This window comes from Amycolatopsis sacchari, from assembly GCF_900114035.1.
Lineage (GTDB): Bacteria > Actinomycetota > Actinomycetes > Mycobacteriales > Pseudonocardiaceae > Amycolatopsis_E > Amycolatopsis_E sacchari.
On record NZ_FORP01000033.1, the window covers coordinates 39331 to 59022 of the forward strand.

A 19692-nucleotide genomic window follows, 5' to 3' on the forward strand; every position below is an offset into this window, starting at 1 on the left:
ACACGTGTGCGATCCTGGATTCGTGGCGGAGATCGAGCGCGCCCGCCGGTTGCTGGGCCGGGTCACGGCGGGGATCCCGGAGTCGGCGAACCCGGTGACGCACGTGGCCGAGCAGCCGGCTCGGCGGGCCCGCTGCGTGGACTGGCCCGAGTGGGCCGACGCGGACGTGGTCGCCGCGCTCCGCAAGTGCGGGGTGGACCAGCCGTGGGCGCACCAGATCGAGGCCGCGTCCCTCGCGCACGCGGGCCGCAACGTCGTGATCTCGACCGGCACGGCGTCGGGCAAGTCGCTGGCGTACCAGCTGCCGGTGCTGTCGGACCTGGTCGAGGACGAGAAGGCGTGCGCGCTCTACTTGTCGCCGACGAAGGCGCTGGGTGCCGACCAGTTGCGTTCGGTGTCGGAGCTGGAAATCGCGGGAGTGCGGGCGGCGTCCTATGACGGGGACACGCCGATGGCGGAGCGGGACTGGGTGCGGGCGCACGCGCGGTGGGTGTTCACGAACCCGGACATGCTGCACCGCGGCATCCTCGCCTCGCACGCGCGGTGGTCGCGGTTGTTCCGGAAGCTGAAGTACGTCGTCGTCGACGAGTGCCACGGCTATCGCGGCGTATTCGGGTCGCACGTGGCGTTGTTGTTGCGGCGGCTGCAGCGGGTGGCGCGGTATTACGGGTCGTCGCCGGTGTTCGTGCTGGCGTCCGCGACGACGGCTTCGCCCGCGGAGTTCGCGTCACGCCTGATCGGGCAGGAATGCGAGGCGGTGACGGAGGACGCGTCGCCGCGTGGGGCGCGGACGGTCGCGTTGTGGGAACCGCCGCTGCTGGAGGACTTTTCGGGGGAGAACGGGGCGCCGGTGCGCCGGTCCGCGGGGGCCGAGGCGGGGCGGATCCTGGCGGAGCTGGTGGTGGAGGGCGCACGCACGCTGGCTTTCGTGCGGTCGCGGCGCGGCGCGGAGCTGACGGCGCTGGGTGCGCGGCGGATTCTGTCCGAAGTGGACCCGACGTTGGCGGAGCAGGTCGCGGCGTACCGCGCGGGTTTTCTGCCGGAGGAGCGCCGGAAGCTGGAGCGCGCGTTGCTGTCCGGTGAGCTGCTGGGCGTGGCGACGACGAACGCGCTGGAGCTGGGTGTGGACATCGCGGGGCTGGACGCGGTGGTGCTGGCGGGTTATCCGGGCACGCTCGCGTCGTTCTGGCAGCAGGCGGGTCGCGCGGGCCGGTCGGGTGACGAAGCGCTGGTGGTCTTCGTCGCGCGCGACGATCCGCTGGACACGTACCTGGTGCACCACCCGGCGGCGATCCTGGAGCGCCCGGTGGAGACGGCGGTGCTGGATCCCGCGAACCCGTACGTGCTGGCGCCGCAGCTGGCGTGTGCGGCGGCAGAGTTGCCGCTGACGGCGCAGGAGCTGGACACGTTCGGCGGGGACGCGGCGCGAGGCGTCCTGGACGCGCTGGTGGCGGACAAGGTGCTGCGCCGGCGACCGAGCGGCTGGTACTGGACGTCGCGGGACAGGCCGCAGTACGAGGTCGACATCCGTGGGTCCGGTGGGGACCAGATCGCGGTGGTCGAGGCGGACACGTCGCGGTTGCTGGGCACGGTCGACCCGGGTTCGGCGTGCGCGACGGTGCACCCGGGGGCGGTGTACCTGCACCAGGGGTCGTCGTACGTGGTGGACGAGCTGGATCTCGAGGCCGGGGTGGCGTTGGTGCACGCGGAGGACCCGGAGTGGACGACGTCGGCGCGCGAGCTGGCGGACATCAGCGTCCTGGCCGTGCAGGAGCGGGTGGACTACGGCGGCGTAACGGTCTGCTTGGGCGACGTGGCGGTGACTTCGCAGGTGGTGGGTTACCTGCGCCGCCGTCCTTCTGGGGAAATCCTGGACCAGGTGGCGCTCGACCTGCCCGCCCAGCGCCTGGAAACCCGCGCGGTCTGGTACACGATCTCGGATGAGCTCCTCGAGGGCGCCCGGATGGCGGCCGAGCCCGAGGCGGGAAGGGCGGTGGCGGGAGCCGAGGCCCAGCGGCCGGCGGCGGGAGCCGAGGCCCGGCGGCCGACGGCGGGACGGCCGGCGGCGGAAGCCGAGGCCCAGCGGCCGGTGGCGGCTGGGGAGGCGGGACGGCCGGTGGCGGGAGCCGAGGCGCGACGGGCGGTGGCGGCTGGGGAGGTGCGTGCTGGGGTGGCCGCGAGGCTCGCCGACGGGGTCGGCGAGGCCAGGAGCGGCGAGGCTGCGGCTGGGCGCGGCGGGGCCGCCGCCCGGAGCGACGGGGCTTTGCCCGGCAGCGGTGAAACTCCGGCCGGGAGCGGCGCCCGTGCGGTTGAAGCCAACCGACGTTCGGCGGGAATCGGCGGACTCGCGGCGGAGGACGGCGTACCTGCGGTCGCTGCGGGCACGGACCCGGCCGAGACCGGCGAGCGGCTGACGGGAACCGGCGAGCGTCCTATCGGAACCGGCGCGCGTTCGGCGGGGAACGGCGGGGATCCGGCCGAGACCGGGGCGCCTCCGGTGAGGACTGGCGGGGGAAGTGGCAGGACGCCGGGGGGCGCTGGGCTGGAGCCCGCGCGCATCCCCGGCGCCCTGCATGCCGCCGAGCACGCGGCGATCGGCCTGCTACCGCTCTTCGCTACGTGCGACCGCTGGGACATCGGCGGGGTGTCGACCGCGCTGCACGCTGACACCGGGGAGGCGACGGTGTTCGTGCATGATGGCCATCCCGGAGGCGCGGGATTCGCCGATCGCGGTTTTGCCGCTCTGGTCCCTTGGCTGGCCGCTACGCGGGAGGCCATTGTCTCCTGCGAGTGCCCGGCGGGATGCCCGTCCTGTGTGCAGTCACCGAAGTGCGGGAACGGCAACGACCCACTGGACAAGGCGGGGGCGGTGGCTGTACTGGACACCGTGCTCGGGGCGGTGCGTCAGCACGGGAGCCGGTACGGCCACGTGGAGGTTCAGGCCGCGGACACCGCCGCGACGAGCTGAGCCCGGTCCGCGGCAGCGGACTGGTCGAGAGCGCGGATGAGGACCGAGTGCACGACATCGGCCTCCGGCAGACGCCAGCTCCACACGTCGGGCCGGACGCGCCAGTGCACGACACCGTGCTGGAACGGGGTGGGCGGCAGCGGGATCCAGCTGCCCTCACCGTGCCACCGCACCTCACCGCTGGTGGCGAGCTGCTCGGGGAGGTTGCCTGCCACCGTGGTCAGGAACAGCCAGCGACCGTCCGGCGTCGCGACGATCGGCGCGGGGTGACCGGTCGCGCGGAGCAGACGCGCGGCGCGCTTGCCCAGCTCGACGTCGACCTCGACCGCGTCCAGCACCAAGCCCGTGCCGACCAGCAGGCTGTACGGGTTGCCGCTCCACCACTGCGCGACCTCGCCCGGGTGGGCGCCGAGCCGGTCGGCCCAGTCGTGGTGCACCGGCACCGGTCCCGACCACGCCTCGGCACCGGCCTCGTTCGCCGGAACCGTGCCGGGCAGCACCGGCCACCCGTGCCAGGCGAGTCCGATCGCCTCGGCACGCAGCTCGATGCGGAACGCGTCCCGCCAGCTATCCGACCAATCCGTGTCCAACATCCGTCAACAACTCCTCGTTCGCTCCACCGCCCGCGGTGGCTTTCTGATCTCAATAAACGGCAATTTGCAGAGTGCCGGAAGTGGGCGCTCGACAACCGGCCGCTCCGGAACGACGAGTGAACGTCGCACCACCGCCCGCGCTGAAGGCCCGCTGTCGATCACCGCGCGACGACCAACGGCATCGAGGCTTGTCCCCCGATCGTGAGCCATCACACACTTCTTCCTTGCCCTACAAGGGGTTTCACGCCCTCGACCACCACTCGTCCCGTTCGGCCACCCGACCGCTCGCCGCTCGGGACCGACCGTCCATCCGCTGCCGCGGTGATTCCGTTCGCCGCGGCAGATGCCGCTCATCGCGCCGCCGGTCCCGCCCTCGCCCGCGCCGAAAGGCTTCCCCAGGCGCCCGGTACGTCGGCCTCCACTTCGACGAGCGCATCCCACTCCTCGAAACGGCAGACGACGAGCCGGACCCCCATCCGCCTGCTCACGGCCTCCGCGGCCTGGCACGCGAGATCGCCTTGTTCGGCGCGTCCCGCCGCGGCGAGCGCCGCGAGATCCGCGGCCGCGGCGGCCTGGTGCCGGGTCACGATCACCGAGCCGAGCGAGAACAGCAGCCCCGCGGTGGCCACCAGCGCGGTGGTGGCCACCGCCGTCCAGACCGTCGCCACGCCCCTGTCATCCCGGAGCATCGGGAACTCCAGGCTCGAGCAGTGCGTAAGCGCGCCCCCGCAGGTGGACGCCGGGAAGCAGGCCGCCGATCGGTTCGGCCGCCACCTCGACCACGACCTCCTCTCCCGTCGCCTCGATGGTGATCCGCGCTCCCACGGGGGCGATCCGCGCCGCGGCCATCTCGGCGCCGGTCCGGTCTCCTCGGGCAGCGAGACGAGCCGCCTCACCTGCCGCGTCGGTGCACCGCACTTGCCCGACCACCGCGACGAGGCCGGCGAGCAGCAAACCGAACACGAGCGTCAGCGCGGTGAGAGCGATCGCTGCCTCGACGGTGACAGCGCCACGATCCCGCTCATGAGTCGCCGTTCCGGTCATCAGGTCTTCAACGACAGCGAACTCATGATCAGGTTGGTCAGGATCGAGACCACCGTGTCACCGCTCAGGATGCTGTAGAGGACTGCCGCTATCGCCGCCGCGGCCACGGTGCCGATCGCGTATTCGACGGTGCTCATCCCGTCGTCCGCCTTCGTGAAGGGGCGGAGCCAGCGACGCCACCAGCGGATCTTGCGCTGGCTGTGACGCCCGGTTGCCTGCCAGTACATGCCTGGGTCCTTTCCGTAGTTGTTCGAGTAGCGGTTGGTTCAGGTGAACTGGCTTACGAGCCCGAGTACGACCGGTGCCACCCCGAAGCAGAGGAAGGCGGGGAGGAAACACAGCGCGAGCGGCCCGGCGATGAGCACCCCGGCTCGCTGGGCCTTGGCCTCCGCCTCGTCAACCAGTGCGGCCCGGAGCCGGTCCGCCAGTTCTTCCGCGACATCCGCGAGCGCACTTCCCGAGCGCGCCGTGCGCTCAGCTGCTCTCGCGAGCTCCGCGGTGCCCGGACCGGCTCGCGCCGGCGCCCATGCTTCGGCGGGAGAGGCACCGAGGCGCAACAGGTTCGCGGTCGCTCGCAGAGCGTCGGCGTCGGGACCAGTCAGATCTCCGGTGACCGCGGACAACGCCGTCGGAATCGGCAGCCCCGCACGCAGACAGGCGGCGAACAGGTCCCACGTTCCTGCGAGGCACACGGGCCTGGACCGGCGCTTCCGCAGTCGAGGAAGACTCGAAGGCTTCGGGCGGCGGCCGAGAGACGACGTGTACTTCCTCCGTGCGGGCAGTACCAGCAGGGCAGCGGCCACGAGGGCGAGACTCGCGCTGTTCATCGCGCCACTCCAAGCCTCGTCAGACGCTCGCTCCAGACGACCCCGGCCAGGAGCAGTACCGAGCCGAGCATGAGGACGACCTGCCCCGGCGGGGTGGCGACGAGGACGTGCAGGGGATGCGCTCCGATCGCCTCTCCGAGCAGCACCCCGACCACGGGCAGGATCGCGAGTACGACGGCGCTGGCTCGTGGCCCAGCCATGTTCGCGTCGGCTCTCGTCATGAAGCGGGCCTGGGCGACGACGTCCCGCCGGACGGCGTCGAGCAACTCGGCGAGCGGCAGCCCGTGCCGCCGGCTGAGCGTCCAGGCTTGTGCGACCTGGTCGTGCGGTTCCGCGCCCCGAGGAAGGTCGACGGCGAACCGCGCCGAGACAGCCAGCGCACGCAACGCCGGCGCGACCGGGGCCGGAGCATCGCGGGCAGCTCGCTCGGCAGCGGTGACCGCCGAGACACCGCTGCGGAGCTCGGCCACGAGGGCCTGGAGCGCTTCTGCCATTGAATTCGCGGTCGTCACCTCGGCCCGGAATCGCTTCCGCGCCTTCCGGTGGCAGTGCACGGCCAGCACCAGCAATGCCGCTCCCACGCCGCCCACAGGCCCCGACAGCGCGACGACCGGCACCACCGCAAGTGCCACCAACCAGCGTCGATCCAGAGTGGCGGAGCGCCGACGCGGCTCGACGCGCGTGAGCGCGGCAAGGCGAGCTTTGGGCGGTCTGATCGCGGGCCACAGCAAAAGGGCGGCGGCCACACAAACCAGCATCACGTCCGGCATGACTCCCCCTCCGCTTCCTGGAGGAGCCCGCCCTGGCAGAAGCGGACTCCGCGGCCTTTCAGCAGGCTGGTCAGGAGAACTCGGCGCTTCGTCCAGCTGCCGTTCGACCAAACCGGCAGTACGCGGACATCGCCGTTGTCTTCCCGGGTCAGAACCCCGATTTCGGCCAGGCGCCTGCCGGCACCGTCCCGGCGCATGTGCAGGACCACCTGCACGGCCGCGGCGAGCTGGCTGTGCAGGGCATCGCGGGACAGACCTCCCAGTGCCGCCAACGCTTCGAGGCGAGCGGGCACCTCCGACGGAGAGTTCGCGTGTACGGTGCACGCGCCCCCTTCATGGCCCGTGTTGAGCGCGTTGAGCAACTCACAGACTTCACGTCCGCGGACCTCGCCGACCACCAGCCGATCCGGCCGCATGCGCAGCGCCTGCCGCACGAGATCGCGCAGGGTTATCTCACCGGCGCCCTCGATGTTGGGCGGACGGGCGATCAGACGGACGAATTGCGGGTGTTCCGGCTGCAACTCGCCCGCGTCCTCGACGGAAACGATGCGCTCCTGCGGCGCGACGGCGCCGAGCATGGCCGCCAGCAGCGTGCTCTTGCCCGCCCCGGTCGCGCCGGTGACCAGGAACGCCAGCCGGGTGTCGACGACGGCTTTGACTAGTGCGGCGCCCGCGGTGTCGAAGGTGCCGAGCGTCCTCAGTGTCTCGAGGTCGTGCACCGCGGGCCGCAGGACCCGGAGCGAGATGCACGTGCCATCCGCCGCCACGGGCGGTAGCACAGCGTGCAGGCGGACCCGTCCGCGTGGCCCGCTGCCGGGCAGCCAACCGTCCACATAGGGCTGCGCGTCGTCGAGCCTCCGGCCCGCCGCGAGCGCCAGCCGTTGTGCCAGCCTGCGAACAGCTTCCTCGTCGGGAAACCGGATATCCGTGCGCCGCAAGCCTTCCGGGCCGTCCGCCCACACCTCGTCAGGCGCTGTCACGAGCACGTCGGTGGTGCTTCCTTCGCTGAGCAAGGACTCCAGCGGGCCGACTCCGGTGAACTCGTGGCGAAGCACCCGGAGCGCGTCGAGCACTTCCCCGTGGCCGACCGGACGGCCGGCCTCCGCACGCACGGCTTCCGCGAGCGCCATCGGGTCCGTCGGGGCGCCGCTGCCCGCGAGCCGGAGACGGACGCGCTCCAGCAACTCCCCCTTCACGCCGCCACCTCGTGCGGGCGAGCCCATTGGCGTGCCGCCGCGAGCACGATCCGGGCGGCGGTGATCAGCGGGCTCCGCGGACGAGGCACGAACTCCCCGCGTTCCAAGTGACGGTCGAGGTACCGCTCCGGGGCCATCGACGTCAACAGGGGAATGCCGATGTGCTCGGCCGCGTCCTGCGGCATGAGCCCGTCCGGCGCGGGACCGCGGACCACGAGCCGTACCTTGTCCACGCCCAGTCCCTCGACCACACGCCGCGCGGCCGCACACGCCCGCACCTCGGCAGGCACCACGAGTGCGATCAGATCCGCCCGCTGGACGGCGGCCCTGCCCGCCGCGTTCAGGTGCCGTGGCAGATCGCAGACCACCGCCATCCCCGCGCGGCGACCTGCGTCCACAACGGACGCCACGGCCTGGCTCGTCGGCCCATCACCCTTGCGGTCACAGGAGACGAAGGGGAACCGCCCGAGCCGATGCCGGTGCTCGGGCAACGCCGAGCGCAGCGCCTCGATGGGAACGCGGCCGCCGTCGAAGCACAGCGCGGGCCAACGTGCGCCTTCCGCCGCGTCCGCCGCGAGCACGAGATCGAGCCCGCCACCCAGCTGGTCACAGTCGACCAGCAGCGCACCGTCCTGCCCGGCAGCCATGCCGAGCGCCGAGGCGAACACCGAAGCGCCCGCACCACCGCGACCGCCGATCACACCCACCACGCAACCACCCGGCACACCCGGCCCCTCCGCGACGTCGGCCAGCGCACCGACGAGTACCGGCTCGGCATCGGGCAGGGACAGCACCTCCTCCACTCCGGCCGCGAAAGCACTCGCCCAGGTACTTTTGCTCGGTTCGCCCTTCGTGACGAGGAAGACCTTCGCCCGCGGGGGCAATCCGACCTCGCCTTCCACGACCTCCTCGTCGATGAGCACCAACGGCGCCCTCGCCCACGCGGCGCCCGCCGAAGCCAGGTCCGGTGCGCGCTCGACGGCGCACCCCACCGCGGCGGCGAGCCGCAGGACTTCGTCGAGCAGTGCCTCGTCGGACACGATCACGAGCGGACGGACGTCGGTCATCGCTACCCCCAGGAAAGCGGTTCACGGGAAGGAAATCGAGTTGGGAACAGCCTTGCCCGGCGGAGCGGGGAAGGACAAGAAGGAGTTGGGCAGGCTGTGGACAACCGGGGTGTTGTGGACAACTCGCTGGATCGTGATTCACCCCGCACAGGATTCGCACTGATGGGCGAAATCAACAGGAGTGTCCCGACCAGGGAAGAGGCGACCCCCGCCAGGGGGGAGGGGCGGGGGTCGCCGGGGGTTCAGCCCCGGGGGGTCGGGCTGAACCAAGCCGGTGGATCACCGGTCGCCCCACTGTAACTCCGGGACCAGCGCCCGAGCGCCTTTCGGCAGACCCACAATTCGATAACGTCACCAGCAAACGTTTTCCAAGCGGGGTAACGGATTCACCCGCCGGGGCAAGCACCCGTCGTCACCTCACCGGCGCGCTGGCGGAAAGCTTCTATCCTGAACGGGTGGCAGAACCGACCAGCTCGCCGGCGAGCACAGGCCCCGTCGCGGCCTTCTTCGACCTCGACAAGACGATCATCGCGTCGTCCAGCGCGCTCGCCTTCAGCAAACCGCTGATGCGGCAGGGCCTCATCAGCAGGCGAGCCGCGCTGAAGAGCGCGTACGCACAGCTCGTCTTCTCGCTGTCCGGCGCGGACGAGGGCAGGACGGAGCGGATGCGCGCGGAGATCTCGGCGCTCTGCACGGGCTGGGACGTGGCCCAGGTTCGCGCGATCGTGAACGAGACGCTGCACGACATCGTCGATCCGCTCGTGTACGAGGAGGCCGCCGAGCTGATCGCGTCGCACAAGGCGCAGGGGCACGACGTGATCGTGCTGTCCGCCGCGGGCGAGGAGGTCGTCACGCCCATCGCGGACATGATCGGCGCCACCCGCAGCGTCGCGACGAGGATGGAGGTCGTCGACGGCCGGTACTCGGGTCAGGTCGATTTCTATTGCTACGGCGAGCAAAAGGCCGTCGCGGCGAAGCAGCTGGCCGCGGATCACGGCTACGACCTGTCGCGCTGCTTCGCGTACACGGACTCGAGCACGGACGTGCCCATGCTGGAGGTCGTCGGCAACCCGTTCGCGGTGAACCCGGATCGCGCGCTGCGACGGCTCGCGACCGAACGGAACTGGCCGATCCTGACCTTCGACAACCCGGTTTCCCTGCGGAACCGCATCCCCGCGCCGTCCGCCACGACACTCGCCGTCGGAGTCGGCCTGGGAGCGATGGCCGCGGCCGGCGTGACCTGGTACGGACTGGCCCGGCGCAAGCGCGGCGGCAGTCCAGAATAGTCGCTCAGCGTGCTCTCATCACCGAATCGAGTCTCTGTACCGGTGCACTCGACAGACCCCTTGAAGTGACCGCCATCACTGGGTACAAAGTGAGTGCGGACATCTTGTCGGCCAGGGAACGGGACGAAGATGAGCCCCGATCCACCCCGAAAGATCTCCGTGCGCGGACCTCCGGGCACCCACGCGCAGCGCGCCGCGGGAGGCTTGTCGTCGAGGGACTGCGTGCCGGGACGCCGGACGCCGAGTCCACGTAGGTACGACACGAGTTGCACGCTTGGTCACCCGAGTGGTCCGCGCCGGCGGGCGCCGCCGGCCTCACCGCCGGCGGCGCCCGCGCACGTTCGGGGGGTGGTTCCCCGACGCCCGGCGTTCCGCACGCCGCCGCACCGCAGGAACGCCGGGTCGGGGCCGAACCCCTTACCCCGAAACGGCGTACGCCGAAAGACATACGAGCGTTGACCTGCGTCCCGGCGAGTGAGTAGCTTCCCCGTACCGGCCGCTTCCGGTGGAATTATTTCCGCGGTGGCCGGCACTGGAGGGAGGCCGTTCGTGATCCGGAGGAACCATGCGCTCGCCGCGCTCGTCGCCGGTCTGCTCGTCGTGACCGGGGTCGGTGCCGCCGGACAGGCGGGTGCGCAACCGGGGGTTCCGGGTGTCGACCGGCAGGCCGCTGCCTTGCTGCGGGGGATGAGTCTCGAGGAGAAGGTCGGGCAGCTCTTCGTCGCCGACGTGTGGGGCAAGTCCGCGGACCAGGCCGACCCCGGCAACCGCACGAAGTACGGCGTCGACACCCCGGCCCAGGTGGTCGAGCGCTACCACCCCGGCGGGGTCATCTACTTCAACAACGCGGGTACGGACAACGTCGACGACCCCGTCCAGGTCGCGAAGCTGTCCAACGGCCTGCAGCGCGCGGCCCTGTCCTCCGGAGCGCGCCTGCCCCTGATCGTCTCGATCGACCAGGAGGGCGGCCGCGTCACGCGGATCGCCGCGCCGGCAACGGAGTACCCGGCGAACATGGCGGTCGGCGCGGGCCGCAGCGCCGAGGACGCCAGGCGGCTCGCCGCGATCAACGGGCACGAACTGCGTGCCATGGGGATCAACCAGGATTTCGCGCCGGACGCCGACGTGAACTCGAACCCGCTCAACCCGATCATCGGGTCCCGCTCGTTCTCGGCGGACCCCGCGCTGACCGGAGAGCTCGTCGCCGCCGAGGTCGAGGGGTACCAGGACGCCGGGCCCGCGACGCAGACCGTGTCCTCCGCGGCCAAGCACTTCCCCGGGCACGGTGACGCGGCGACGGACAGCCACACGGGCCTGCCGGTGATCAGCCGCACGGAGCAGCAGTGGCGGCAGATCGACCTGCCGCCGTTCCAGGCGGCCATCAAGTCGGGTATCGACGTGATCATGACCGCCCACATCACGGTGCCGAGCCTCGACCCGTCGGGAGAGCCGGCCACGCTGTCGAAGCCGATCATGACCGGCATCCTGCGGAACGAACTCGGTTACCAGGGTGTGGTGGTCACCGACTCGCTGCAGATGGCGGGCGTCCGGCAGCTGCACCCCGACTCGGAGATCCCCGTGCTGGCGCTCGAAGCGGGCGTGGACCAGATGCTGATGCCGCCGGACCTCGGGGTCGCGATCAACGGCGTGCTCGACGCGGTCAGGAGCGGCAGGCTCACCGAGCAGCGCATCGACCAGAGCGTGCTGCGCATCCTGGAACTCAAGATCAAGCGCGGCATCCTCGCCAAGCCACTGGTCAACGAGCGGGCGGTGAACCGCACGGTCGGCACACCCGAGCACCTGGCGGCGATCCAGCAGCTGACCGACCGCACCACGACCGTCCTGCGCAACGACGCCGGGCTGTTGCCGCTCAAGAACCCGGGCCGGATCCTGGTCGCGGGCTGGAACAACCCGAGCTATCCCGGTTATCCGGCGGAACCGGTCGCCACCCTGGCGAAGGAGCTCGGCGGCACGGCGGTGTCCACGGGTGCGAGCCCGACGGCGAGCCAGATCGACGAGGCGGTCTCCGCGGCGCAGCGGTCCGACACGGTGGTGGTCCTGACGAACGGGCTGCGGACGTCGACGGCGCAACAGGATCTGGTCCGGAGTCTGCTGGCTACCGGCAAACCCGTCGTCGCGGTCACCGTCCAGGAGCCGTACGACCCGGGTTATGCCGACGTGCCGACGTGGGTGGCGACGTATGACTGGCGCGACGTCACGATGCGTTCGCTGGCCATGGTGCTGCTCGGGAAGATCTCGCCGCAGGGCAAGCTGCCGGTGTCGATCCCGGCGGGCAGTGACGGGCGGACCGTCCTGTACCCCTTCGGGACGGGGCTGACGTGGTGAGCCTCAACCGTCGCGGGTTCCTCGCGGCAGGTGCCGTCGCGACCCCGTTGCTCGCCGGGGGTTCGGCGATCGCCGAAGCCGTTCCGCCCGGGGTGGTCCCGGCCGCCGATCAGCTCGCGGCACAGGGCTGGCGCAGGTTCGCGGGCCGCAAGGTCGGGGTGCTGTCCAATCCCACAGGCGTGCTGGCCGACTTCACCCACATCGTCGACTCGATGGTTGCGGCGGGAGTCCGTCCGGCCGCGGCTTTCGGTCCCGAGCACGGCTTCCGGGGCAGCGCCCAGGCAGGTGGTTCGGAGGGCAACTACACCGACCCCCGCACGGGAATCCCGGTGTACGACGCGTACGGCGCCAGCGCGGACAGCCTCGCGGCGATGTTCACCAAGGCCGAGGTGGACACGATCGTCTTCGACATCGCCGATGTGGGTGCCCGCTTCTACACCTACATCTGGTCCATGTACACGGCGATGGTCGCCGCGGCTCGCGTCGGCGCCACCTTCGTCGTCCTCGACCGGCCGAACCCGGTCGGCGGCACGGCGCTCGGGCCGATGCTCGATCCCCGGTTCGCTTCCGGGGTGGGCCTGCAGCCGATCGTGCAGCAGCACGGGATGACGGTCGGTGAGCTCGCCCGGTTCTTCACCGGTGAATTCCTGCCGTCCGCGGACCTCGACCTGGAGGTCGTGGGGGTTCGCGGGTGGCGGCGCGACATGCTGTTCGGCCAGACAGGGCTCAAGTGGATCCCGCCGAGCCCGAACATGCCCACCCCGGACACCGCGCTCGTGTACCCCGGGCTCTGCCTGTTCGAGGGCACCCTGTTCTCCGAAGGACGCGGCACCACCCGTCCGTTCGAGATCATCGGTGCGCCGGGCGTCGACTGGCGGTGGCGGGACGCTCTTTCCGCGTTGCACCTGCCTGGCGTCGAGTTCCGCGAGACCTACTTCGTGCCCACGTTCGGCAAGTTCGTCAACGAGACCTGTGGGGGCGTACAGCTGACGGTCACCGAGCCGCACTCGTTCGACGCCATCCGCACAGCCGTGGCGATGCTGGTGACCGCGAAGAAGCTGCACCCCGACCTGTTCGGCTGGCGGCCGGACCTGGCGATCGACAAGCTGTCCGGCTCCGGCCGGCTGCGCACGATGATCGACGCGGGTGCCGGGGTGGACGAGGTCGTCGGGTCGTGGCAGGCCGAGCTGGCGGGGTTCGTGAGCCGCCGACGGCCCTACTTGATCTACTGGTGAGGTTGTCATGCGTATCGGCAAACTCGTGGTCGCGCTGTTCGTCGCGGCCCTGACCCTGCCAGGAGCGAGCGCCATCGCCGAGGTGCACCAGCCGTGGGTGGGCCGGTTCGACCGGCCGCAGCAGGGCTTCGCGCCCGCCAACACCGTCTTGCGGCCGGGTGCGCCCGCGGAGGTCGGTCTCGACGGGGCCCCGATCCACGCGGCCGAGCAGTTCCTGGAGAACTGGACGCAAAGCGATCGCGAGACAGGGCATCCGCGCTTCTCCGGCGCCGTGGGGCTCCTGGCGCACGACGGGGTGATCGTCGACCAGTACGCGACGGGGCAGGCGTTGCGCTACGCCGACGCCGCGGGCACCGAACTTCCTGCCGCACAACAGGTGCCGATGCGCCCCGACACGATCTTCGACATGGCGTCGATCACCAAGCTCTTCACGTCGATCGCCGTGATGCAGCTGGTCGAGTCCGGTCAGGTCGACCTCTCCGCGCCGGTGGCGCGTTACCTGCCCGAGTTCGCGGCGAACGGCAAGCAGGACGTCACGGTGCAGCAGCTGCTGACCCACACGTCCGGGCTCGACGCCGACCCCAGTCCTTCGCTCTGGCAGGGGTACGCCGACATCCCCGCGCGCCGGAAGGCGGTGCTCGACAGCCCGCTCGTGCACCCGCCCGGTACCGCGTACCTGTACTCCGACATCAACCTGATGACGCTGGGGTTCCTGGTCGAGCAGCTCACGGGTTCGCCGCTGGACAAGGTGGTGCACGACCGCATCACGCAGCCGCTGGGCATGACCGACACCGGTTACAACCCGCCGGCGAGCAAGCTCGACCGGATAGCCGCGACCGAGTACGAGACGAACCCGCCGCGTGGCCTCGTGCGGGGGCAGGTCCACGACGAGAACGCGTGGGCACTCGGGGGCGTGTCCGGGCACGCCGGCATCTTCTCCACCGCAGGGGACATGGCGGTGCTCGGACAGGCGATCCTCAACGGCGGCAGCTACCGGGATGCGCGCATCCTGCGCCCGGAGACCGTGCAGCAGATGCTGACGAACCACAACCAGGCCTTCCCGGGGAACGAGCACGGCCTCGGGTTCGAGCTGGACCAGATGTTCTACATGGGCGCCTTGTCCTCGCCGGTGACGGCGGGGCACACCGGGTTCACCGGGACGACGTTCGTGCTGGATCCGGAGTCGCGGTCGATCGCGATCCTGTTGACCAACCGGGTGCACCCCTCGCGGAACTGGGGGTCGATCAACCTGGCCCGCGAGACCTGGGCGACGGCGCTCGCCAAGGCGATGGCGGTCGAGCCCGTGCACGGGCCGGAGGCGTGGTTCAGCGGTCTGGGCAATTCGAGCACCGGCACCCTGACGACACCGGTGTTACAGCCCCCTGGCGCGACGCGGGTCGAATTCGACGCCTTCGTCGACACCGAAGCCACGGATCCGCTCGTTCTGGAGGCCAGCGAAGACGGCGTTACATGGCAAGCGGTGCCGTTACACGCCGCTGGTCGTGGCGCTCCGCCCGGCACGGTCACGTCTTTGAGCGGACACGGGCATCGATCTTGGTGGCGGGTGACGGCAGAAGTACCGGCGTCCGCCCGGGTGATTCTTCGCTGGCGCTACACCACGGACACCTCCTACACCGGCCGGGGCGTCGCTGTGGACGGTGTCCGAATAACCAGCAACAACAGCACTCTGTTGGATGACGAAGCGCGCTCTACGTCACTCTCAGCGATCGGCTGGGTGCGAAACTCACGCTAGCCGAGATCGGGATTTCGAGCCGGAAGCGGCTTACCATGCGGCCGGGCGTCCTCTAGCACTGGACGAACGGGCGGGCTACCGACGATCGTCGGCTGTTTCGGGAACCACAACAAGTTGCCAAGTCGTTAACAACTCGACGTTAACAACTTTGACCTGGTTGGCGACTTTCTGGGCAACTGAGTCAGCGCAGCTCGGCCGTGCAGGGGCGGGCGAGTTGCGATCATCCCGAAGGATGTGGGTAGCCTTGTCTCAAATGCCTACGGTTGGTAACTTTCCCACGGAGTCGGGTACCGATTCCGTAACCGCGTCGGCACCGACGGAAGCGATTCCCGCAGGCAGAGAGCCTGAAAGCAGCCCGTTGGTGCGGATTCGGTCGCTTCTGCCCGGTTTGGCCCGTGCCGAGCAGCGGGTGGCGAAGGTCGTGCTCGACGACCCGTCGGCCGTGGCCCGCCGGAGCATCACCGAGGTCGCGCTCGCGGCGAACACGAGCGAAACCACAGTCACCCGATTCTGCAAGGCCGTCGGCGTCGGTGGTTACCCGCAGTTACGCATCGCTCTCGCTGCCGACACCGCCCGGACCGAGGCGCGGTCGACCAGGAACCTGGGCGGGGAGATCGGCGTGGACGACGACCTCGCCGCGGTCGTCGGCAAGGTCAGCTTCGCCGATGCCCGTGCCGTCGAGGAGACCGCCGACCAGCTCGACATCGCGACGCTCGAGCACGTGATCGAGGCGCTCGCCGAGGCCGGCCGCGTGGACGTCTACGGCGTGGGCGCGAGCGCCTTCGTCGCGGCCGACCTGCAGCAGAAGCTGCACCGCATCGGACGCGTGTCCTTCGCGTGGTCCGACACGCACATCATGCTCACCTCGGCGGCGGTCCTCCGCCCCGGCGACGTCGCGATCGGCGTTTCCCACACCGGCGCGACCACCGACACGGTCGAGGCACTGCGGGTCGCGCGTGAGCACGGTGCCACCACCGTCGCGCTGACCAACTTCCCGCGCTCCCCGATCACCGAGGTCGCGGACTACGTGCTGACCACGGCCGCGCGGGAAACCACGTTCCGTTCCGGCGCGACCGCGAGCCGCATCGCGCAGCTGACGGTCATCGACTGCCTGTTCATCGGTGTGGCCCAGCGCCACATGGAGGCCGCTTCCCAGGCGCTGGACGCCACCAGGGAAGCGGTCGGCGCGCACCGGCTCGGCGTGCGGCCGGACGGCAGGAGGCGTCCCCGTGAAACCGGTAAGTGAGCAGAACTGAAATGAGGCGCATGATGACGGTGCCGAGTCAGGTAGTGCACGTCGATTCCCCGACCGAGCAACGCAATCCCCGGACGACAGACATCGACCGCCTGCCGACTCGCGAGATCCTCAGCGTGATCAACGCCGAGGACCGCCGGGTGCCCGAAGCCGTCGCCGCGGTGCTGCCGCAACTCGCGGACGCCGTGGACTACGCGGTGGAGGCGCTGCGGAACGGGCACCGCGTGCACTACGTCGGCGCTGGTACGTCAGGGCGGCTCGCCGTCCTGGACGCCGCCGAACTCGTGCCGACCTACAACGTGCCGGAGGACTGGTTCGTCGCGCACCACGCCGGTGGCGCGCAGGCGCTGCAGCGCGCGGTGGAGAACGCCGAGGACGACGCGAAGGCAGGCGCCGAGGAGCTTTCGGCGTCGGTCGAGCCGGGTGATTTCGTGCTCGGGCTGACCGCGTCCGGGCGCACCCCGTACGTGCTGGGCGCGTTGCTCGCCGCGCACCGCAAAGGTGCGCACACCGCGCTCGTGTCCGGCAACCCGCGGGCGATGCGCCCTGCCGGGGTGGAAGTGCTGATCGCGGTCGACACCGGGCCTGAGGTGATCGCCGGTTCCACGCGGATGAAGGCGGGGACGGCGCAGAAGCAGATCCTCACGGCGTTTTCGACGGCGACGATGGTGAAGCTCGGCCGGACGTATTCGAACCTGATGGTGAGCATGCGCGCCACGAACGCGAAGCTGCGCGGCCGGACGCTGCGCATCCTCCGGGAGGCGACGGGCGCGGGCGAACGCGAATGCGCCGACGCACTCGCCCAGGCGGACGGTGATCTCAAGGTGGCGCTGATGCACCTGCTGTGCGGAGTGGACGCCCCCACGGCGACCGCGATGCTCGCGGCGAGCGGTGGCCACGTCCGCGAAGCGGTCGACGCCTGCGCGGCCTGCTCGGCGTAGCACTTCCCGGACCGCGGCTCGCGGGTCGCGGTCCCGGAAAGCGCTTTCTCGATCACGCTCGCGTACGGCGGCGGATGGGGGCGGAACCCGTACTGAAACCGCTCTTGAACATGGGGGCCGGGTGGCGCAAGCTACCGCGTCAGGGCACTTCTTGAGGCGATCGGTGTCTGCCGCGAAAGCGCCCTCCTCGTCCCTGGATTTCGCTGTACCTTCCAAACGAAGATGCGTAACGGCTGTCAACTCCCGTGCGACTGGATCAGCACAACCAGCTTGCACATGGCCTGGGGGTTTGCGTGGCGCGAATGTGGGATTGCCCGAAGTGCGGACACTATTGCGCAGAAGCGGTGTGTTGCCACTGTCTGGGTGATGGACAACGGAATCTCGCCGGTGAAAAGGTGAGCGGTCGCCGCGGGTCAGTCGCGCTTGAGTTGAATGCGACGCTTCACCCGAAGCATCACCTCGGGGAACGTGTGGGCCGCTACCTTCCCGGTACTACAGCTGCCGAGAATCAAGCCAGGGCGAGAAACCGACGCAAGGGCAGTCGCAAAGGCGGCAAAGCCAAGCGGACGGTTGTCGGGCGGGCTCTGTTGAAGCCGCACTCGTCCACCAATTCCCGGACGAAATGGATCACTGCCGTCAAGGGCATCACGTCCGTCGTGACGAACCCGGTGGGCAACGGGAAGCGACGCTGACTCTCCTCGACTGAGCCCAACCCCGGGCGTCAACTCGCGGCTTCGGCGATGCCGCGTGCCTCCCGGGCGCCTTTCTCCATCGCCTCGCAGCAGAACAGGAGCCAGCTGCGCACCCCGTCCGGCTCACCCGATGCGAACGCCTCCGCGGCGGCCCGGTACTGGGACAGGCGCCGCAGGCAAGCCACCTCGGGCACGGACAACGACTTCGGGTCCGCACCGGTCGCGACCATCGTCAGGCGAGCGGCGGCCCTGGCGATCACCCCGTCGGCCGTGCCGAACGGGCTCAACGCCAGCAGTTCACCGTGCACGACGGCCGCCTGCAGCGGGCCGGGCACCGAAGTCGCGCCGGTCACCAGCTGCGACAGCAACTCCAGCCGCGCACCGGCACCCGGCCGCGGGCGACCGAGATCGTCTGCGGACTGCACGAGGTCCGCCGCCGCCAGTACGTGCATCCGCGCCAGCGCCTGGCCCGGCGCCCGGCGCCACGTCGGCAGCAGCGACTCCAGCGCCTCCGCCACCCGCAGCGCCCCGGCGAGCACCGGGTCCTTCACCGCGGCGTCCGCCGGGATTTCCGGGTCCGCACCGTCGATCGCGGCCGAGGCGCGGGCCGCCCGCACCGACGCTTCGGCCGCCGTCGCCGAACCGCCACGCAGGTTGGCCGGGTGGCGGTGCACCGCGAACACCGCGTCCTGCGCCGCTTTGACCGCTTCCGCGACTCCGTCGAGTTCCAGCAGCGGTGCCAGTGGATCACTCACGCGTCCAGCACCTGTCCCTCGCGCCGCACGACCGGCGGCTCCTTCGACCAGGCGAAGTTGATCCACTTGTCCGTCCGCCGCCACACGTACTCGCACTGCACCTGCGAGTGCGGCTTCTCGTAGATCACCGCGCAGCGCACCTCGGCGACGTGGTCGGCGCAGAAGTCACGCACCAGCTTCAGCGTCGCACCGGTGTCCGCCACGTCGTCCGCCACCAGGACCTTCGCGCCCGCCAGGTCGACCGCGTTCGGCACCGGCGGCAGCATCACGGGCAGGTCGAGCCGCTGGTCGACGCCCGTGTAGAACTCCACGTTCATCACGTGCAGGTTCTTCACGTCCAGCGCGTAGCCCAGCGCACCGGCGACGAACAGCCCGCCGCGCGCGATCGACAGGATCAGGTCGGGCTCGTACCCGCTGTCCGCGATCGCCTGCGCCAGCTCCTTGCTGGCCGACCCGAACAACTCCCAGGTCAGCTCTTCCCGCTCCGCCATTCGCCCTCCTCGCGGCCACCGATCACCGCGAGCATATGTCCCGGCAGAATGGCCTGCCGCACAATGCCGAAAGCACTGTTTCAGCACGGCCACTTGCGGTGGCAGGCGTGCGAGGATGGGCGTGAACCAGGGGCGAAAGAGCAGGTCGCGCGGCCTGCTCGGCTGCACCCTTTCGCGCTGCGTACTAACGTCGCTACCGTGCTTCCGGCGTCAGCCACAGATCCGTAACTTCAGGAGGCCGTGCACCATGACAGAGCAGTCCCCCGGATTGTCCAACCTGCTCACGGAGAACCGGACATTCCCCCCGAGTGCGGAGTTCGCCGCGCAGGCGAACGCCACCGCCGAGTGGTACGAGCGTGGGGACGCCGACCGGGAAGCGTTCTGGGCGGAGCAGGCGGAGCGGTTGACGTGGGACACGAAGTGGTCCCGGGTGCTGGACTGGTCCGGTGCCCCGTTCGCGAAGTGGTTCGTGG

The 19692-nt window shown here is 70.4% G+C and carries 18 protein-coding genes; 8 read left to right on the plus strand and 10 right to left on the minus strand.

The genetic code is table 11. The features are described 5' to 3' along the window. Positions 1-22 precede the first annotated feature (22 nt). Positions 23-2968, plus strand: a complete 2946-nt coding sequence (locus BMZ92_RS33155) for a DEAD/DEAH box helicase (protein WP_177228981.1) — start codon at positions 23-25, stop codon at positions 2966-2968. Here BMZ92_RS33155 and BMZ92_RS33160 read toward each other — a convergent pair. The 8 genes from BMZ92_RS33160 to ssd form a co-directional block, all read right to left on the minus strand. Continuing rightward, positions 2938-3561 carry a bifunctional DNA primase/polymerase gene (locus tag BMZ92_RS33160; protein ID WP_091515872.1) on the minus strand — a complete coding sequence of 208 codons (624 nt, stop codon included), beginning with the start codon at positions 3559-3561 and terminating at the stop codon, positions 2938-2940. The genes BMZ92_RS33155 and BMZ92_RS33160 overlap by 31 nt on opposite strands. A 350-nt stretch (positions 3562-3911) precedes the next feature. Further along, positions 3912-4250 carry an Rv3654c family TadE-like protein gene (locus BMZ92_RS33165; protein ID WP_091515874.1) on the minus strand — a complete coding sequence of 113 codons (339 nt, stop codon included), beginning with the start codon at positions 4248-4250 and terminating at the stop codon, positions 3912-3914. Beyond that, positions 4237-4605 carry a TadE family type IV pilus minor pilin gene (locus BMZ92_RS33170; protein WP_091515876.1) on the minus strand — a complete coding sequence of 123 codons (369 nt, stop codon included), beginning with the start codon at positions 4603-4605 and terminating at the stop codon, positions 4237-4239. The genes BMZ92_RS33165 and BMZ92_RS33170 overlap by 14 nt, the downstream gene beginning before the upstream one ends. Next, on the minus strand, positions 4605-4832 hold the full coding sequence (locus tag BMZ92_RS33175; RefSeq protein ID WP_091515878.1) for a DUF4244 domain-containing protein: 228 nt from the start codon (positions 4830-4832) through the stop codon (positions 4605-4607). The genes BMZ92_RS33170 and BMZ92_RS33175 overlap by 1 nt, the downstream gene beginning before the upstream one ends. Before the next feature lie 39 nt (positions 4833-4871). Further along, positions 4872-5297 (minus strand): type II secretion system F family protein, encoded by a 426-nt coding sequence (locus tag BMZ92_RS33180; protein WP_425425887.1) that lies wholly within the window; start codon positions 5295-5297, stop codon positions 4872-4874. A 131-nt stretch (positions 5298-5428) separates the two neighbouring features. Next, a complete protein-coding gene (locus tag BMZ92_RS33185; protein ID WP_091515883.1) occupies positions 5429-6202 on the minus strand; it encodes a type II secretion system F family protein in 774 nt (257 codons plus the stop codon). Then, the gene (locus BMZ92_RS33190; protein WP_091515886.1) at positions 6190-7398 is read right to left on the minus strand and encodes a TadA family conjugal transfer-associated ATPase; all 1209 of its coding nucleotides are present in this window, start codon (positions 7396-7398) and stop codon (positions 6190-6192) included. Before BMZ92_RS33190 ends, BMZ92_RS33185 begins: the two co-directional genes overlap by 13 nt. Then, the gene (gene ssd, locus BMZ92_RS33195) at positions 7395-8465 is read right to left on the minus strand and encodes a septum site-determining protein Ssd (RefSeq protein ID WP_091515888.1); all 1071 of its coding nucleotides are present in this window, start codon (positions 8463-8465) and stop codon (positions 7395-7397) included. The genes BMZ92_RS33190 and ssd overlap by 4 nt, the downstream gene beginning before the upstream one ends. 455 nt (positions 8466-8920) lie before the next feature. Here ssd and BMZ92_RS33200 point away from each other — a divergent pair, with 455 nt between their 5' ends. From BMZ92_RS33200 to BMZ92_RS33225, 6 genes are all read left to right on the plus strand, one after another. Then, positions 8921-9751, plus strand: coding sequence for an HAD family hydrolase (locus tag BMZ92_RS33200; RefSeq protein ID WP_091515891.1), 831 nt, complete (start codon positions 8921-8923; stop codon positions 9749-9751). Between the two features lie 549 nt (positions 9752-10300). Beyond that, positions 10301-12097 carry a glycoside hydrolase family 3 protein gene (locus tag BMZ92_RS33205; protein ID WP_245783405.1) on the plus strand — a complete coding sequence of 599 codons (1797 nt, stop codon included), beginning with the start codon at positions 10301-10303 and terminating at the stop codon, positions 12095-12097. Continuing rightward, the gene (locus BMZ92_RS33210) at positions 12094-13332 is read left to right on the plus strand and encodes an exo-beta-N-acetylmuramidase NamZ family protein (protein WP_091515944.1); all 1239 of its coding nucleotides are present in this window, start codon (positions 12094-12096) and stop codon (positions 13330-13332) included. Before BMZ92_RS33205 ends, BMZ92_RS33210 begins: the two co-directional genes overlap by 4 nt. A 7-nt stretch (positions 13333-13339) precedes the next feature. Continuing rightward, the gene (locus tag BMZ92_RS33215) at positions 13340-15085 is read left to right on the plus strand and encodes a serine hydrolase domain-containing protein (protein ID WP_091515896.1); all 1746 of its coding nucleotides are present in this window, start codon (positions 13340-13342) and stop codon (positions 15083-15085) included. A 253-nt stretch (positions 15086-15338) separates the two neighbouring features. After that, the gene (locus tag BMZ92_RS33220) at positions 15339-16331 is read left to right on the plus strand and encodes a MurR/RpiR family transcriptional regulator (protein WP_177228982.1); all 993 of its coding nucleotides are present in this window, start codon (positions 15339-15341) and stop codon (positions 16329-16331) included. A 20-nt stretch (positions 16332-16351) separates the two neighbouring features. Beyond that, positions 16352-17281, plus strand: coding sequence for an N-acetylmuramic acid 6-phosphate etherase (locus BMZ92_RS33225; protein ID WP_091515899.1), 930 nt, complete (start codon positions 16352-16354; stop codon positions 17279-17281). Between the two features lie 721 nt (positions 17282-18002). Here the strand turns inward: BMZ92_RS33225 and BMZ92_RS33230 are convergent. After that, a complete protein-coding gene (locus BMZ92_RS33230) occupies positions 18003-18728 on the minus strand; it encodes a Fic family protein (RefSeq protein WP_091515903.1) in 726 nt (241 codons plus the stop codon). Continuing rightward, entirely contained in the window at positions 18725-19219 is a 495-nt protein-coding gene (locus BMZ92_RS33235) for a phosphoribosyltransferase (RefSeq protein ID WP_091515907.1), read from the minus strand. Before BMZ92_RS33235 ends, BMZ92_RS33230 begins: the two co-directional genes overlap by 4 nt. Before the next feature lie 247 nt (positions 19220-19466). Here BMZ92_RS33235 and BMZ92_RS33240 point away from each other — a divergent pair. Next, positions 19467-19692 (plus strand): acetyl-coenzyme A synthetase N-terminal domain-containing protein (locus tag BMZ92_RS33240; RefSeq protein WP_281245245.1); only part of this gene is annotated, 226 nt, incomplete at its 3' end.

What these genes read in the sequence shown, in the direction of transcription:
- BMZ92_RS33160 (WP_091515872.1), bottom strand. Translation starts at nt 3,561, where the DNA reads ATGTTGGACACGGATTGGTCGGATAGCTGGCGGGACGCGTTCCGCATC.
- BMZ92_RS33165 (WP_091515874.1), bottom strand. Translation starts at nt 4,250, where the DNA reads ATGCTCCGGGATGACAGGGGCGTGGCGACGGTCTGGACGGCGGTGGCC.
- BMZ92_RS33170 (WP_091515876.1), bottom strand. Translation starts at nt 4,605, where the DNA reads ATGACCGGAACGGCGACTCATGAGCGGGATCGTGGCGCTGTCACCGTC.
- BMZ92_RS33175 (WP_091515878.1), bottom strand. Translation starts at nt 4,832, where the DNA reads ATGTACTGGCAGGCAACCGGGCGTCACAGCCAGCGCAAGATCCGCTGG.
- BMZ92_RS33185 (WP_091515883.1), bottom strand. Translation starts at nt 6,202, where the DNA reads ATGCCGGACGTGATGCTGGTTTGTGTGGCCGCCGCCCTTTTGCTGTGG.
- ssd (WP_091515888.1), bottom strand. Translation starts at nt 8,465, where the DNA reads ATGACCGACGTCCGTCCGCTCGTGATCGTGTCCGACGAGGCACTGCTC.
- BMZ92_RS33215 (WP_091515896.1), top strand. Translation starts at nt 13,340, where the DNA reads ATGCGTATCGGCAAACTCGTGGTCGCGCTGTTCGTCGCGGCCCTGACC.
- BMZ92_RS33220 (WP_177228982.1), top strand. Translation starts at nt 15,339, where the DNA reads ATGCCTACGGTTGGTAACTTTCCCACGGAGTCGGGTACCGATTCCGTA.
- BMZ92_RS33225 (WP_091515899.1), top strand. Translation starts at nt 16,352, where the DNA reads ATGATGACGGTGCCGAGTCAGGTAGTGCACGTCGATTCCCCGACCGAG.
- BMZ92_RS33235 (WP_091515907.1), bottom strand. Translation starts at nt 19,219, where the DNA reads ATGGCGGAGCGGGAAGAGCTGACCTGGGAGTTGTTCGGGTCGGCCAGC.